The sequence below is a fragment of the Streptomyces sp. NPDC051738 genome (genome assembly GCF_044453205.1).
Classification (GTDB): Bacteria; Actinomycetota; Actinomycetes; order Streptomycetales; family Streptomycetaceae; genus Streptomyces.
Window position 1 is genome coordinate 45,736 of the sequence record NZ_JBITCM010000033.1, and the last position, 15,148, is coordinate 60,883.

A 15,148-nucleotide genomic window follows, 5' to 3' on the forward strand; every position below is an offset into this window, starting at 1 on the left:
ACCCGGTGGTCAGCCAGGAGCAGCGGCGGCGTCAGCTCGCCCGGGAGAAGTTCTTGCGGCAGCAGCAGCGACGTACGGTCGCCCGGCGCAAGACGCGCACGCGCAACGCGGCGATCGCGTCGGCGCTCGCGGTGGTCATCATCGGCAGCCTCGCGCTGTACACGACCGGCGTCCTCAAGGGCGACGACGACAGCAAGAGCAACGCGAACGCGGAGGTCACGCCGAGCGCGACGAGCAAGGCCCCCGACCCGTGCGAGAAGCCCGCCGCGGGCAAGGTCAAGACGGCGACCTGGAAGAAGGAGCCGGAGCTGACCATCGACAAGTCGGCGAAGTACGCGATGAAGCTCGCGACGACGTGCGGTGACATAGACATCGCGCTCAAGGCTTCGGCCGCGCCGCACACCGTGAACTCGTTCGCCTTCCTCGCCGGCAAGGGCTTCTTCGACCACAGCAAGTGCCACCGGCTTGTCGACAGCAGCATCTACGTGCTGCAGTGCGGCGATCCGCAGGGCACCGGCATGGGCGGCCCCGGGTACACGATTCCCGACGAGAACCTCAAGGACACGAGCCTCAAGGACAATGTGTACCCGGCGGGCACGGTCGCGATGGCCAACCAGTACAACGCCCAGACGAAGGAGGGGCGCGACAGCGGGGGCAGTCAGTTCTTCCTCGTCTACCAGGACAGTCAGCTGCCGCCCGACTACACACCGTTCGGCACTGTGTCCGAGGCGGGCATGAAGGTCCTGAAGAAGATCGCGGCGGCCGGAGCCCAGCCCGCCGATCCCACGACAGGGAACACCGCCCCCAACGCGACGGTCGTCATCAACAAGGCGACGGTCACGAAATCCTGACCTCCAGCTGGGAAATTTCGGTCGCGCGGGATGCGGACAGGCAACCCGCCGGTCGCCTATGTTGGCCGTGACGAAACTGTGGACGATGCCCGGGGGAACACAGCCCCACGCAGGCATCATGTGGAGGAGGCGCTGTGAGCAGCGACCCGTGGGGCCGCGTCGACGAGACGGGGACCGTGTACGTGCGTACGGCCGACGGCGAGCAGGTCGTCGGTTCCTGGCAGGCCGGCTCCCCTGAGGAGGCGTTGGCCTACTTCGAGCGCAAGTACGAGGGCCTGGTCGTCGAAATCGGCCTCCTCGAGAAGCGAGTGAAGACCACCGACCTGTCGGCGAAGGACGCGCAGACCGCGATCGACCACATCCGTGAGCAGGTCGACGCCCACCACGCGGTCGGTGACCTGGACGCCCTGCGGACCCGCCTGGACAAGCTGGTCGAAACCGTCGGCAAGCGCCGCGAGGAGCGCAAGCAGCAGCGGGCGAAGCAGTCCGACGAGGCCCGGCACGCCAAGGAGGCGCTGGTCACCGAGGCGGAGGAGCTGGCCCGGTCCGACCAGTGGCGGGCCGCCGGTGAGCGGCTGCGGGCCCTGGTGGACACCTGGAAGGGCCTGCCGCGGCTGGACCGCAAGTCGGACGACGAACTGTGGCACCGCTTCTCGCACGCCCGGTCGGCGTTCTCCAAGCGCCGCAAGGCGCACTTCGCGCAGCTGGACGCGCAGCGCGAGGAGGCCCGCAAGACCAAGGAGCGGCTGGTCGCCGACGCCGAGTCGCTGTCCGGTTCGACCGACTGGGGCCCGACTGCGGCCCGCTACCGCGAGCTGATGGCGGAGTGGAAGGCCGCCGGCCGCGCCCAGCGTGAGCACGAGGATGACCTGTGGAACCGCTTCCGCGGCGCCCAGGACATCTTCTTCGCCGCCCGCAGCTCGGTCTTCGCCGAGCGGGACGCCGAGCAGGGCGAGAACCTGAAGCTGAAGGAGGGGCTGGCCGAGGAGGCCGAGAAGCTCCTGCCGATCGGCGACCTGAAGGGCGCGCGTGCCGCCTTCCGCTCGATCAACGAGCGCTGGGAGGCCATCGGCCATGTGCCGCGCGACGCCCGCCCGAAGGTCGAGGGCCGGATGCACGCCGTCGAGCGGGCCATCCAGGAGGCCGAGGAGTCCGAGTGGCGCCGCACCAACCCGGAGGCACGCGCGCGTGCCGAGGGGCTGACCGGTCAGCTCCAGGCCGCCGTGGACAAGCTGACGGGCCAGATCGAGCAGGCGCGCGCCCAGGGCAACAACGCCAAGGCCGACAAGCTGGAGCGTGAGCTGGAGGGCCGCAAGGCGCTGCTGGACCAGGCCCTGAAGGGTCTTCAGGAGTTCGGCGGCTGACGCCGGCATACGAGAAGGGCCCCGTACCGAGCGGTACGGGGCCCTTCTCGTATGCCGTACGGCTGTTCCGGCTGTTCTACGACCGGCTGCGCGCCGACGTCACCCGGTACACGTCGTAGACGCCCTCGACGCCCCTGACGGCCTTCAGGACGTGCCCGAGGTGCTTCGGGTCGCCCATCTCGAAGGTGAAGCGGGAGGTGGCGACGCGGTCGCGGGAGGTCTGGACGGCCGCGGAGAGGATGTTGACGTGCTGGTCGGACAGGACGCGGGTGACGTCCGACAGCAGCCGGGAGCGGTCGAGGGCCTCGACCTGGATGGCGACCAGGAAGACCGAGGACTGGGTGGGCGCCCACTCGACTTCGAGGATGCGCTCGGGCTCGCGGGACAGTGACTCCACGTTCACGCAGTCGCTGCGGTGAACCGATACGCCACTACCGCGCGTGACGAAGCCGATGATCGGGTCGCCCGGTACCGGCGTACAACAGCGGGCCAGCTTGACCCACACATCCTCGACGCCCTTGACGATGACGCCCGGGTCCGCGCTGGAGCGGCGCTTGCGGCCGCGGGTGCGGGTCGGCGGGACCGCCTCGTCGATCTCCTCGGTGGCGGCCTCCTCGCCGCCGAGCGCGGAGACGAGCTTCTGTACGACGCTCTGAGCGGAGACGTGTCCCTCGCCGATCGCCGCGTACAGCGCGGAGATGTCCGGGTAGCGCATCTCGTGCGCGAGCGTGACCAGCGAGTCGCCGGTGAGGATGCGCTGGATCGGCAGGTTCTGCTTGCGCATGGCACGGACGATGGCGTCCTTGCCCTGCTCGATCGCCTCGTCGCGGCGCTCCTTGGAGAACCAGGCCCGGATCTTGTTGCGGGCGCGCGGCGACTTCACGAAGTTCAGCCAGTCCCGGGACGGTCCGGCTCCGGACGCCTTGGACGTGAAGACCTCCACCAGGTCACCGTTGTCCAGGGTCGATTCCAGCGGTACGAGGCGTCCGTTGACGCGGGCTCCTATGGTGCGGTGGCCCACCTCGGTGTGCACCGCGTACGAGAAGTCCACGGGTGTGGCGCCGGCCGGCAGTGCTATGACGTCGCCCTTGGGCGTGAAGACGAAGACCTCGTTGCGGGAGAGGTCGAAGCGCAGGGACTCCAGGAACTCGCCGGGGTCCTCGGTCTCCTTCTGCCAGTCGAGAAGCTGGCGCAGCCACGCCATGTCGTTGAGGTGGTCGTCCTTGCCGGTGCTCTTCGGCGCGTCCGAACGCACCTTGGAGGCGCCGGCGACGGCCTCCTGCTTGTACTTCCAGTGCGCGGCGATGCCGTACTCGGCGCGGCGGTGCATGTCGAACGTACGGATCTGGAGTTCGACCGGCTTGCCGTTGGGACCGATGACCGTCGTGTGCAGCGACTGGTACATGTTGAACTTGGGCATCGCGATGTAGTCCTTGAACCGGCCGGGGACCGGGTTCCATCGCGCGTGCACGGTGCCGAGGGCGGCGTAACAGTCGCGGACCGTGTCGACAAGGACACGAATACCCACCAGGTCGTAGATCTCCGCGAAGTCGCGACCTCGGACGATCATCTTCTGGTAGACGCTGTAGTAGTGCTTGGGGCGGCCGGTGACGGTCGCCTTGATGCGGGCGGCGCGCAGGTCCTGCTGGACCTCGTCGGTCACTATGGCCAGGTACTCGTCACGCTTCGGCGCCCTCTCGGCCACCAGCCGTACGATCTCGTCGTACATCTTGGGGTAGAGGATCGCGAAGGCGAGGTCCTCCAGCTCCCACTTGATGGTGTTCATGCCGAGGCGATGGGCGAGCGGCGCGTAGATCTCGAGCGTCTCGCGCGCCTTCTTCTCCTGCTTCTCGCGCTTGAGATAGCGCATGGTGCGCATGTTGTGCAGGCGGTCGGCGAGCTTGATGACCAGGACGCGGGGGTCCTTGGCCATGGCTACGACCATCTTGCGCACGGTCTCGGCCTGCGCCGCCTCGCCGAACTTGACCTTGTCCAGCTTGGTGACGCCGTCCACGAGCAGGGCGACCGAGTCGCCGAAGTCACGGCGCAGCTGGTCGAGGCCGTACTCGGTGTCCTCGACGGTGTCGTGCAGCAGGCCCGCCATCAGGGTGGCCGGATCCATACCCAGCTCGGCGAGGATCGTGGTCACCGCGAGCGGGTGTGTGATGTACGGGTCGCCGCTCTTGCGCTTCTGGCCACGGTGCCAGCGCTCGGCGACCTGGTAGGCCTTCTCGATCTGGCGGAGCGTGGCGGTCTCGATCTTCGGGTCGTTGCTGCGGACTATGCGCAGCAACGGCTCCAGCACCGGGTTGTACGGGTTGGAGCGCTGGACGCCGAGACGGGCGAGGCGGGCGCGGACGCGGTTGGAGGAGCCTGAGCGGGCGGGCTGACCGGCGGACGGGCGCGCCGCGGGCTGGTTCACGGGGCGTTCCGGCGATGGGGGTCCCTCCGCTCGAGCGGAGTCGAGAGTGGGGGAAGGCTTGGGTCGCGTCTGCTCGGCCGGCTTGTCGACGGGCGCGGACTGGGCATGCTCGACCGTCCCGCGCGGGTCGTTCTTCGCGTGCGACGCGTTCGGCGCGGGCTTCGCCGAGGCTGCCGAGGCGGACTCGGGCTTGGCGGCGGTCAGGTGCTGGGCCTCGTCTGGCAAGAGGGCTCCTCGTGCGCGATCCGGGTCCCCCGGTCAGGTTCCGGAGACCCCATGGTAGCGATCCTGCGCCGCAGGATCGCCTTCAGGCCGATGTGAGGGCCGTCTACCGGAGAAACGCAAGGGGCTGCAGCGGGATTCCGCTGTGCCGTGATTGCCGTGTCCTGAGGGTGGCCTGAGCGTTTCCTGTGGCTGTCATCGGGCTGGCGTACGGCTCTCATGTACGGGCTGGGAGCGGGGTGGGATGTGGTGCCTCGGGGTGGCCGGAACTTTTTGGGGGCGCGCGAGGCATGTGTCCGGGGAGGGAGCGCGCCGGGCGCATGTGTGTGGGCAGCTGGGCGCCCTTGTCGCCCGGTGGAACCATGCGTCTCGCCGCCTTGCGCCCTCCTGACGCACCGAGCCGACCCCCTGATGCACCGATGCCGACCCTCTGACGCAGCGATGCCGCGCGCCTGACGTGCAGGTGCGCGGCATCGGGTGCTGCGGTGGGGCTGCCCTGCGCGGGATGCGGGATTCGCGCGGAGCGGCCGGGCTCAGACGGTGAGCAGCGACTCCAGCGGGGCTCCGTCCAGGGCCGGCTCCAGGCGGGCCCGGCCGGCGAGGAAGCCGAGTTCCATCAGGACGGCCAGGCCGGCCACCTCGGCGCCGGCCCTGCGGATCAGCTGGATCGAGGCCTCCGCGGTGCCGCCCGTCGCCAGGACGTCGTCGATGACCAGGACGCGGTCGCCGACGCTGAGGTCCTCGGCGTGCACCTCGATTTCGGCGGAGCCGTACTCCAGGTCGTACGCCTGGCTGAGCGTCGCCCCTGGGAGCTTGCCCGCCTTGCGTACGGGGATGAAGCCGATGCCCGCGCGGACCGCGACCGGCGCTCCGAGGATGAAGCCCCGGGCCTCCAGGCCGACGATCTTCGTGGCGCCGGTGTTACCGGCGATCTCGGCCAGCGCGTCGGTGAGCGCCGTGAACGCCGCCGGGTCCGCCAGGAGCGGGGTGATGTCCTTGAACATCACGCCCGGCTCCGGGTAGTCCGCGACGTCGCGGATACGGCTCAGCAGGAGTTCCTTGATGTCGGTCATCGGCGCTTCCCGGAGGGTCGGCCACGGCCCCGGCCACGGGACGCGGGCTGGTTGCGCGGGCCGACGACCGCGGGGGCGGCGTCCTCCGGCTCGTCGCCGAGCGCCTCGTCGCCGTCCGGGACCTCCGAGGACTCGACCTGAGCGGCGGCCTGGGCGCGCTTGGCGAGCACGCGCTTCCGCAGGGCCTTCATCTGCGGCTCGAGCTCCTTGAGGTCGGCGACGAGCGGCGTGGCGATGAAGATCGAGGAGTACGCGCCGGCCGCGAGGCCGACGAACAGCGACAGCGAGATGTCGTTGAGCATGCCGGCGCCGAGGAAACCGCCACCGATGAACAGCAGGCCCGCCACCGGCAGCAGAGCGACCACCGTGGTGTTGATGGAACGGACCAGGGTGCTGTTGATCGAACGGTTGGCGACGTCGCTGTAGGTCCAGCGGGTCTGCTTGGTGATGTCCTTCGTCTGCTCCTTGAGGCTGTCGAAGACGACGACCGTGTCGTAGAGCGAGTAACCGAGGATCGTCAACAGACCGATCACCGTGCCTGGCGTGACCTCGAAGCCGACCAGCGCGTAGATACCGACGGTGATGGTGATGTCGTGGATCAGGGCGACGAACGCGGCGAGGGCCATGCGCCACTCGAAGGCGATCGCCAGATAGATCACCACGAGGACCAGGAAGATGGCGAGGCCCTGCCAGGCCTTGTTGGCGATCTGCTCACCCCAGCTGGGGCCGACCAGCTCACCGGTGACGTCGCTCTCCGCGACGCCCAGCTTCTCGGCCAGCTCGGCCGAGACCTTGTCGGCCTTGGCCGTGTCGATACCCGAGACCTGGATGCGCAGCTTGGCGTTGTCGCCGGTGCCGAGCTTCTGGACGATCGCGTCGTGGCCGGACGCCTCTTCCGCGTACTCCTGCGCCTGGGCCACCGAGACGCTGGTCTTCGGGGTGTTGAAGACCGCTCCGCCCTGGAACTCGATGCCCATGTTCAGACCGCGCACCGCCAGGCCGACGATGGCCGTGATGGTGATCAGGATGGAGATGCCATACCAGATCTTGCGGTTGCCGACGAAGTCGTAGCCGACCTCGCCACGGTGCAGTCGGGCGCCGAGGTTGCCGAGCTTCGACATCTCACGCCTCCTTCGTCTCGATGGGGGCGGAGGGGCGGCGGGTGCGGCGCAGCGGCGGCCTGGCACCCAGTCGCTTGGGATCGAGGCCGGACCACTTGTGGCCGCTTCCGAAGAACTTGGTGCGGGCCAGGAGCGTCAGCAGCGGCTTGGTGAACAGGAACACGACGACCACGTCGAGCAGGGTGGTCAGGCCGAGCGTGAACGCGAAGCCCTGGACCTTGCCGACGGTGACGATGAACAGCACGGCGGCGGCGAGGAACGACACGAAGTCGGAGACCAGGATGGTGCGCCGGGCGCGCGGCCAGGCCCGCTCCACGGCGGGGCGCAGGGAGCGGCCCTCGCGGATCTCGTCGCGGACACGTTCGAAGTACACGATGAACGAGTCCGCTGTGATGCCGATGGCGACGATGGCACCGCAGACGGCCGGCAGGTTCAGCGCGAAGCCGATGGTCGGGCCGAGCACCGACATGATCGTGTACGTAAGGGCCGCGGAGACCAGCAGCGAGAGGAGCGCGACCATCGACAGACCGCGGTAGTAGACCAGCAGGTAGATGACGACCAGGGCGAGACCGATCGCACCGGCGATCAGACCGGCCTTGAGCTGCTCGCCGCCGAGCGCGGCGGTCACCGTGGTGACGCTGTCCTCGCTGAAGGACAGCGGCAGGGCGCCGTACGACAGCATGTTGGCGAGGCTCTGCGCCGACTCCTGGGTGAAGTTGCCGGAGATCTCGGCGTTGCCGCCGGTCAGGGCCTCGTTGACGGACGGGTCGGAGACGACGTCGTTGTCCAGGACGATGGCGAACTGGTTCTGCGGCGGCTGGTTCTGGGCCAGCTTGCCGGTGACGTCGCCGAACTTCTTGCGACCCTCGGACGTGAATTCCATGGTCACGGTCCAGCCGGCGCCGGTCTGCGTGTTGAAGACCGCCTGGGCCTTGTCGACATCGGTGCCGTCGACCTCGGCGGGGCCGAGGATGTACTTCTGCCACTGGCCGGACGAGTTCTGGCCGCAGGCGACGGTGGACTCGGTGGGCTTGGCGCCGTCACCGGCCTTGGCACGGGCCGCCTTGTTCGTGCAGTTCAACGCGGTGTACTGCGCTTCGAGCTTGCTGCTGCCGGCGTCGCCGGTGGGGCTGCTGCTCGCGGACGGGGAGGCGCTCGTGGACGGCGTGGAGTCGGCCTTGAGCGCGTCGGTGACCGCGCGGCCCTGCGTGGTGGAGGTCGCCGAGGGGCTGGTCGAGCCGGAGGGAGTCGCCTTGTCCGTCGCCTTGTCGGTGGAGTCACCCGACGCGCTGCTGGAGGCGCTCGGCGAGGGCGTGGCCGCGGCGTCGCCGGAGACCTCTGTGACGAGGACCGGGCGGAAGTAGAGCTTGGCGGTGGTACCGACCTGGTCCCGGGCCTGCTTGGAGTTCGTGCCCTTGGGGATGTTGACGATGATGTTGCGGTCGCCCTGGGTCTGTACCTCGGCCTCGGAGACGCCCAGACCGTTGACACGCCGCTCCATGATCTGGACCGCGGTGTTCATGTTGGTCTGGTTGATCGCGGATTCCTGGCCGGGCTCGGCTTCCGCACGGAGCGTGATGCTCGTGCCGCCGGCGAGGTCGATGCCAAGACGCGGAGTGGTGTGCCCCGAGGCGAACATGCCTCCGGTGAGCGCCGCGATGGCGATCAGGATGAAGGCCAGCGAGCGCCCCGGCTTGCTCTGGGCGCTCGCGTTCCGGCCCTTCTTAGGTGCTGCCACCTTCTCGTACTCCCTCTCGGGCCGCCTCGCGCCGGATCAGCGGGCGGGCGGCCATGACATGGTGTAGGGATCCCCGTGCGAGATCGGCATGCCCGGGGGCGCGCAGGCGTGGCCTGCGCGCCCCGGCACATGGCTACTTCGCCTCGGAGTCGCCGTCGGTCTTCTTCGGCTCGTCGTCCGCCTTCGCCTCGGCGGCCACGGCGTCGTCGGAGGACTCCTCGGCCTCGTCCTTCTCGTCCTTCTCGTCCTTCTTGGCGAAGTCGACGGGCTTGTCGTCGGAGTCGGCGGCAGCGGCGGACTCGTCGGTCCCGGTGAGGGAGGAGGCGTCGTCCGGGACGACGTCGGACTTCAGGTCGTGCTCGACGCCGTGCACGATGCGGTTGTACTCGTCGTCGGAGAGGACGGCACCGATCGCGTTCTTGGCGAAGAGGAGTTCCACACCGGGGCCGGCGTCGACGAGGACGGTGTCCTCGCTGACCTCCTTGACGGTGGCGTACATGCCCCCGATGGTGCGGACACCGGATCCGGGCTGCATCTGGTTCCGCATGTCGGCGGCCTGCTGTTGCTTCTTCTTGGCCGACCGGGTCATCAGGAACATGGCCCCGATGAGCACGATGAACGGGAGGAGGGTCACGAGACTCACGGGTCGGAACTTCCTTCACACGACCGCGATGGTGAGCGGCCTGATGGTTGGGGGTATGTGTGCCGCCGACAACGGCGGCATCGGCGGAGTCTAAGCGAGTCCCCGCGCATGGAACAACGCTCAGCATGGCACCGGGGTTCCTGCTACGGCCACTGTGCTCGCCGTGACGGAGCCTTCACGTCCCGAACAGGTCCTGTTGTCCGTTTCCCGCAGCTGACGAGCGGGGCGGGGTGAGGCCGAGATGTGCCCATGCCGCCGGGGTGGCGACCCGGCCGCGCGGGGTGCGGGCGAGCAGGCCCTCCCGGACGAGGAAGGGTTCGGCGACCTCCTCCACGGTCTCACGCTCCTCCCCCACCGCGACGGCGAGCGTGGACAGGCCGACCGGGCCGCCGCCGAACAGCTTCAGCAGGGCCTCCAGTACGGCGCGGTCGAGCCGGTCGAGGCCGCGGGCGTCGACCTCGTACACGGCGAGGGCGGCCCCGGCGATGTCACGCGTGATGATCCCGTCCGCCTTGACCTGGGCGTAGTCACGGACGCGGCGCAGGAGGCGGTTGGCGATACGGGGCGTGCCGCGCGAGCGGCCGGCGATCTCGGCGGCGCCGTCGGCCTCGATCTCGAGGTCGAGGAGGTTCGCGGAGCGGTGGATGACGCGCTCCAGCTCGGCGGGTTCATAGAACTCCATGTGCGCGGTGAAGCCGAACCTGTCGCGCAGCGGGGGCGGCAGCAGGCCCGCGCGCGTGGTGGCGCCGACCAGGGTGAACGGGGGCAGTTCGAGCGGGATGGCGGTGGCGCCCGGCCCCTTGCCGACGATCACGTCGACGCGGAAGTCCTCCATCGCCATGTACAGCATCTCCTCGGCGGGCCGGGACATGCGGTGGATCTCGTCGAGGAAGAGGACCTCACCCTCCTGGAGGGAGGAGAGGATCGCGGCGAGATCGCCGGCGTGCTGGATGGCGGGGCCGCTGGTGATGCGGATCGGGGCGCCCATCTCGGCCGCGATGATCATCGAGAGGGTCGTCTTGCCGAGGCCTGGGGCGCCGGAGAGCAGCACGTGGTCGGCGGTGGCGCCACGCGCGCGTGCGGCACGCAGGACGAGGTCGAGCTGTTCGCGGACCTTCTCCTGGCCGATGAACTCGCCCAGGTCCTTCGGGCGCAGCGCGGCCTCGACGGCCTGGTCCTCACGGTCGGCGGACGCACCGACGAGCCGCTCGGCGGCGGGGGTGTCGGTGGTGTCGTCCCAGTTCATGGAGTGTGCCTCGCGGTCGCGGTCGGGTGGGTCGTACGAGTATCAGGGCGTCCCCCTGAGCGGGGCTCTGAGGCCTTCCGGGGCGCCGCTCGGTCAGCGCGCTCTGTTGAGGGTCTGCAGAGCGGCCTTGAGCAGCTGGCCCACCTGCGGCGTGCCCTCGGCGGCCTCCGCCTGTGGCGTCACCGCGGCGACCGCCTCGTCGGCCTCGCGGGTCGCGTAGCCGAGGCCGATCAGGGCGGCGTGCAGCTGGTCGCGCCAGCCCTGGGTGACCGGGGAACCGACGGCGGGCGCGCCGATGGGTTCGCCCAGGCGGTCCTTCAGCTCCAGGAGCAGCTTCTGGGCGCCCTTCTTGCCGATGCCGGGGACGGCGGTGAGCGCCTTCTCGTCCGCGGTTGCCACGGCCCTGCGCAGGGCGTCGGGCGAGTGCACCGCCAGCATCGCCTGGGCCAGGCGCGGCCCGACTCCGCTCGCGGTCTGGAGCAGCTCGAACGTCTGCCGCTCGTCGTCGTCCGCGAAGCCGTACAGCGTGAGCGAGTCCTCACGGACCACCAGCGAGGTGTGCAGCTTGGCGGGCTTGCCGAGGCGCAGGGTGGACAGCGTGTTCGGCGTGCACTGGACGGCCATGCCGACCCCGCCCACCTCGACGACCGCGGCGTCCGGAGCGAGTGCGGCCACTGTGCCGCTGACGAAGGCGATCATGCCGTACGGCCTTTCGATGCTTTGGCTGTGTGCAGGGCGACGGCCTGCTGGAGTCGGTTCTGCGCGGGCGCGCGCCAGATGTGGCAGATGGCGAGCGCGAGGGCGTCGGCGGCGTCGGCCGGCTTGGGCGGGGCGCTGAGCCGCAGCAGCCGGGTGACCATGGCACCGACCTGGGCCTTGTCGGCGCGCCCGGAGCCGGTGACGGCGGCCTTGACCTCGCTCGGGGTGTGCAGGGCGACGGGGATGCCGCGGCGGGCGGCGCAGAGCATGGCGACGGCGCTGGCCTGGGCGGTGCCCATCACCGTACGGACGTTGTGCTGGCTGAACACCCGCTCCACGGCGACGAATTCGGGCCGGTGCTCGTCCAGCCACTGCTCGATGCCCTGCTCGACGGCGACGAGGCGCTGCCCCAACTCGGCGTCCGCGGGCGTCCGTACGACGCCGACACCGAGCATGGTGAGCGGGCGTCCGGCGACGCCCTCGACCACGCCGACTCCGCATCGGGTCAGCCCCGGGTCCACCCCCAGTACGCGCACCCCGCGCTCCCTCCCCTCGATCTCCCCCAGCTTCGCCGGGCGGTACCCCCAGTTTGTGCAGGCTATCGGGTGCCACCGACAACGCCGGTCACCAACGCCCGGCAAGGCGACGGGCCGACGGGGATACCCCGTCGGCCCGTTGAGCCCGTTCAGCTCGTGGCAGCGCTACGCGTCGACCTTCTCCATGATCTCGTCGCTGACGTCGAAGTTGGCGAAGACGTTCTGCACGTCGTCGCTGTCCTCGAGCGCGTCGATCAGCTTGAAGATCTTCTTGGCGCCCTCTTCGTCGAGCTCGACCTGGACGGACGGCACGAAGCTGGAGTCGGCGGAGTCGTAGTCGATGCCGGCGTCCTGGAGGGCGGTGCGGACCGCGACCAGGTCGGTGGCCTCGCTGATGACCTCGAAGGACTCGCCGAGGTCGTTGACCTCTTCGGCACCCGCGTCCAGGACGGCACCCAGGACGTCGTCCTCGGCCAGCTCGCCCTTGGGGACGATGACGACGCCCTTGCGGCTGAACATGTACGACACGGAGCCCGGGTCGGCCATGTTGCCGCCGTTGCGGGTCATGGCGACGCGGACGTCGGAGGCGGCGCGGTTGCGGTTGTCCGTGAGGCACTCGATGAGCACGGCGACGCCGTTCGGTCCGTAGCCCTCGTACATGATCGTCTCGTAGTCGGCACCGCCGGCCTCGAGACCGCCGCCGCGCTTGACCGCGGAGTCGATGTTCTTGTTCGGGACCGACTGCTTCTTGGCCTTCTGGATGGCGTCGTAGAGGGTCGGGTTGCCCTCGATGTCGACGCCGCCCATCCGGGCCGCCACTTCGATGTTCTTGATCAGCTTCGCGAAGAGCTTGCCGCGCTTGGCGTCAATCACGGCCTTCTTGTGCTTCGTCGTAGCCCATTTAGAGTGGCCGGACATCTGCCTGTCTCCTTCGCGTAACCCATCCAAACAACGAACGCCAGAGATCCTACAAGGACTCCGCCGCCCGGTTGGCGCGCACCATGTCGACGAACAGGGCGTGCACACGGTGGTCGCCGGTCAGCTCCGGGTGGAACGACGTGGCCAGCGCGTTGCCTTGGCGGACCGCGACGATATGGCCCTCGTGCTCGGCGAGCACCTCGGCCTCGGCGCCCACGGACTCGACCCAGGGGGCGCGGATGAAAACGCCCTCTACAGGATCGCCCTCGACGCCCTTGACGTCGACCGCCGCTTCGAAGGACTCGTTCTGACGCCCGAAGGCGTTGCGGCGCACGATCATGTCGATGCCGCCGATCGTCTCCTGGCCCGAGCGCGGGTCGAGGATCTTGTCGGCGAGCATGATCATGCCGGCGCAGGTGCCGTAGACGGGCATGCCGCCCTGCACGCGCGCGCGTAGAGGCTCCATCACGCCGAAGAGGACGGCCAGCTTCGAGATGGTCGTGGACTCGCCGCCGGGGATGACGAGGCCGTCCACCTCGGCGAGCTCCTCGGGGCGCCGCACCGGCCTGGCCACGACGTCTGCCGCGGCCAGGGCGATGAGGTGCTCCCGTACGTCGCCCTGGAGGGCCAGGACGCCTATGACGGGGGTGTTGCTCATGGGATCCGGTGCCTTACCAGCCGCGGTTGGCGTAGCGCTCAGCCTCGGGGAGGGTGTCGCAGTTGATGCCGACCATGGCCTCGCCGAGGTTGCGGGACGCGTCCGCGATGATCTTCGGGTCGTCGTAGAAGGTGGTCGCCTTCACGATGGCGGCGGCGCGCTTGGCAGGGTCGCCGGACTTGAAGATGCCGGAGCCGACGAAGACGCCCTCAGCGCCGAGCTGGCGCATCAGGGCAGCGTCGGCCGGGGTGGCGACACCGCCGGCGGAGAACAGCACCACCGGGAGCTTGCCGAGCTCGGAGACTTCCTTGACCAGCTCGTACGGGGCGCGCAGCTCCTTGGCGGCGGCGTACAGCTCGTTGTTGTCGTAGCCGCGCAGGCGGGCGATCTCGTTCTTGATCTGGCGCAGGTGGCGGACGGCCTCGACGACGTTGCCGGTGCCGGCCTCGCCCTTCGAGCGGATCATCGCAGCACCCTCGGCAATACGGCGCAGGGCCTCGCCCAGGTTGGTGGCGCCACAGACGAACGGGGTCGTGAACGCGAACTTGTCGCTGTGGTTCACCTCGTCGGCCGGGGTGAGGACCTCGGACTCGTCGATGTAGTCGACGCCGAGCGACTGCAGGACCTGGGCCTCGACGAAGTGGCCGATGCGGGACTTCGCCATGACCGGGATGGAGACGGCCTCGATGATGCCCTCGATCATGTCCGGGTCGGACATCCGGGCCACGCCGCCGTCCTTGCGGATGTCGGCGGGGACCCGCTCCAGGGCCATGACGGCGACGGCGCCCGCGTCCTCGGCGATCTTCGCCTGCTCCGGCGTGACGACGTCCATGATCACGCCGCCCTTGAGCTGCTCGGCCATGCCGCGCTTCACGCGGGCGGTGCCGGTCTCGGGAGCCTGGTTTTCGGAGATGGACACGGGTGACCTCACTCGGTGAAAAAAAGAGGGCTACTGCAAGCACCGAGGAAACGGGAGTGGACCAGGCCACTGCAAGGGCCAATAAGGAGCCGGTGGATCCTTTTCCGGCCTGTTGGCGTGAAGGTGCTGGTCAGGCGGCCCTGTCGGCCAATGCCACGGGCGGCTCGTCGTCCATCTCGAAAGCCATGGGGAACGGCGCGTGCCCGGCCAGGCGGAACCAGCGCACCTTGCGGTGCCGGCGCAGGGCGCGGGCCGCGCGTACGGAGTCGTTGTGGAAGCGGCGGGCCATCGGGACCCGGCGGACGGCCTCGGTCAGTTCGCGGGCCGCCTCCTCTCCCCCGGGTGCCTCTCGCACCACCTCCACCTGCGGGGCCTCGGCGAACACGGCCCGCAACGCCTGGCTCAGCTCGCTCTCCGAGACCTCCCGTTGCTCCTCCTCGGCCTGGCGGGCGGCGTGGGCGGCCTCGTACAGGACGATCGACGCGGCCGGATCCAGTACGCCGGAGGTGGCCAGTTCCTGGGCCACGGAGGCGCGGCGCAGCAGCTGTGCGTCGAGCGAGGCGCGCGCCGCGTCGATCCTGGCGTGCAGCCGGTCGAGGCGGCCGGCGGTCCAGCTCAGGTAGAGGCCGATGGCGACGAGGGCTACGAGGATCCAGATGAGGGTTGCGGTCACGGGCGGCACACTAGCTCCGCGGGGTCGGCCGAGGTTCGTGCGGGTGTCGGTGTTTCGTGCGGGGC

Annotated in this window: 14 protein-coding genes; 2 read left to right on the forward strand and 12 right to left on the reverse strand. The window is 69.5% G+C overall.

Annotated elements, in window-relative coordinates; genetic code table 11:
• Positions 1-5 precede the first annotated feature (5 nt).
• Positions 6-851: a peptidylprolyl isomerase gene (locus tag ACIA8X_RS44150; RefSeq protein ID WP_393462115.1), complete on the forward strand. Its 846-nt coding sequence runs from the start codon at positions 6-8 to the stop codon at positions 849-851.
• A 134-nt stretch (positions 852-985) separates the two neighbouring features.
• Positions 986-2,215, forward strand: a complete 1,230-nt coding sequence (locus ACIA8X_RS44155; protein WP_399460628.1) for a DUF349 domain-containing protein — start codon at positions 986-988, stop codon at positions 2,213-2,215.
• A gap of 76 nt (positions 2,216-2,291) precedes the next feature.
• On the opposite strand, the gene ACIA8X_RS44160 is transcribed toward ACIA8X_RS44155, so the two are convergent.
• The 12 genes from ACIA8X_RS44160 to ACIA8X_RS44215 form a co-directional block, all read right to left on the reverse strand.
• Positions 2,292-4,862, reverse strand: a complete 2,571-nt coding sequence (locus ACIA8X_RS44160) for a RelA/SpoT family protein (RefSeq protein ID WP_393462119.1) — start codon at positions 4,860-4,862, stop codon at positions 2,292-2,294.
• 530 nt (positions 4,863-5,392) lie between these two features.
• A complete protein-coding gene (locus ACIA8X_RS44165) occupies positions 5,393-5,932 on the reverse strand; it encodes an adenine phosphoribosyltransferase (protein ID WP_393462121.1) in 540 nt (179 codons plus the stop codon).
• Positions 5,929-7,053: a protein translocase subunit SecF gene (secF, locus tag ACIA8X_RS44170; RefSeq protein WP_393462122.1), complete on the reverse strand. Its 1,125-nt coding sequence runs from the start codon at positions 7,051-7,053 to the stop codon at positions 5,929-5,931. Before secF ends, ACIA8X_RS44165 begins: the two co-directional genes overlap by 4 nt.
• 1 nt (position 7,054) lies before the next feature.
• Complete coding sequence (gene secD / locus ACIA8X_RS44175; RefSeq protein WP_393462124.1) at positions 7,055-8,791, reverse strand: protein translocase subunit SecD; 1,737 nt, start codon at positions 8,789-8,791, stop codon at positions 7,055-7,057.
• 133 nt (positions 8,792-8,924) lie between these two features.
• Positions 8,925-9,434, reverse strand: coding sequence for a preprotein translocase subunit YajC (gene yajC / locus ACIA8X_RS44180; protein WP_393462781.1), 510 nt, complete (start codon positions 9,432-9,434; stop codon positions 8,925-8,927).
• Between the two features lie 175 nt (positions 9,435-9,609).
• Positions 9,610-10,680, reverse strand: coding sequence for a Holliday junction branch migration DNA helicase RuvB (ruvB, locus tag ACIA8X_RS44185; protein ID WP_393462780.1), 1,071 nt, complete (start codon positions 10,678-10,680; stop codon positions 9,610-9,612).
• 93 nt (positions 10,681-10,773) lie between these two features.
• Entirely contained in the window at positions 10,774-11,379 is a 606-nt protein-coding gene (gene ruvA / locus ACIA8X_RS44190; protein WP_393462779.1) for a Holliday junction branch migration protein RuvA, read from the reverse strand.
• A complete protein-coding gene (ruvC, locus tag ACIA8X_RS44195) occupies positions 11,376-11,915 on the reverse strand; it encodes a crossover junction endodeoxyribonuclease RuvC (protein WP_393462778.1) in 540 nt (179 codons plus the stop codon). Before ruvC ends, ruvA begins: the two co-directional genes overlap by 4 nt.
• Before the next feature lie 165 nt (positions 11,916-12,080).
• The gene (locus ACIA8X_RS44200; protein WP_393462777.1) at positions 12,081-12,833 is read right to left on the reverse strand and encodes a YebC/PmpR family DNA-binding transcriptional regulator; all 753 of its coding nucleotides are present in this window, start codon (positions 12,831-12,833) and stop codon (positions 12,081-12,083) included.
• Positions 12,834-12,882: 49 nt separating this feature from the next.
• Positions 12,883-13,491, reverse strand: coding sequence for a pyridoxal 5'-phosphate synthase glutaminase subunit PdxT (gene pdxT, locus ACIA8X_RS44205; protein ID WP_393462776.1), 609 nt, complete (start codon positions 13,489-13,491; stop codon positions 12,883-12,885).
• Positions 13,492-13,504: 13 nt separating this feature from the next.
• Positions 13,505-14,410, reverse strand: a complete 906-nt coding sequence (gene pdxS, locus ACIA8X_RS44210) for a pyridoxal 5'-phosphate synthase lyase subunit PdxS (protein WP_062925787.1) — start codon at positions 14,408-14,410, stop codon at positions 13,505-13,507.
• A gap of 130 nt (positions 14,411-14,540) precedes the next feature.
• Positions 14,541-15,083, reverse strand: coding sequence for a hypothetical protein (locus ACIA8X_RS44215; RefSeq protein WP_393462775.1), 543 nt, complete (start codon positions 15,081-15,083; stop codon positions 14,541-14,543).
• Positions 15,084-15,148: the final 65 nt, after the last annotated feature.

Coding starts and splice junctions, on each gene's coding strand:
- ruvA (WP_393462779.1), bottom strand. CDS start 11,379: ATGATCGCCTTCGTCAGCGGCACAGTGGCCGCACTCGCTCCGGACGCC.
- ruvB (WP_393462780.1), bottom strand. CDS start 10,680: ATGAACTGGGACGACACCACCGACACCCCCGCCGCCGAGCGGCTCGTC.
- pdxT (WP_393462776.1), bottom strand. CDS start 13,491: ATGAGCAACACCCCCGTCATAGGCGTCCTGGCCCTCCAGGGCGACGTA.
- ACIA8X_RS44165 (WP_393462121.1), bottom strand. CDS start 5,932: ATGACCGACATCAAGGAACTCCTGCTGAGCCGTATCCGCGACGTCGCG.
- ACIA8X_RS44200 (WP_393462777.1), bottom strand. CDS start 12,833: ATGTCCGGCCACTCTAAATGGGCTACGACGAAGCACAAGAAGGCCGTG.
- secF (WP_393462122.1), bottom strand. CDS start 7,053: ATGTCGAAGCTCGGCAACCTCGGCGCCCGACTGCACCGTGGCGAGGTC.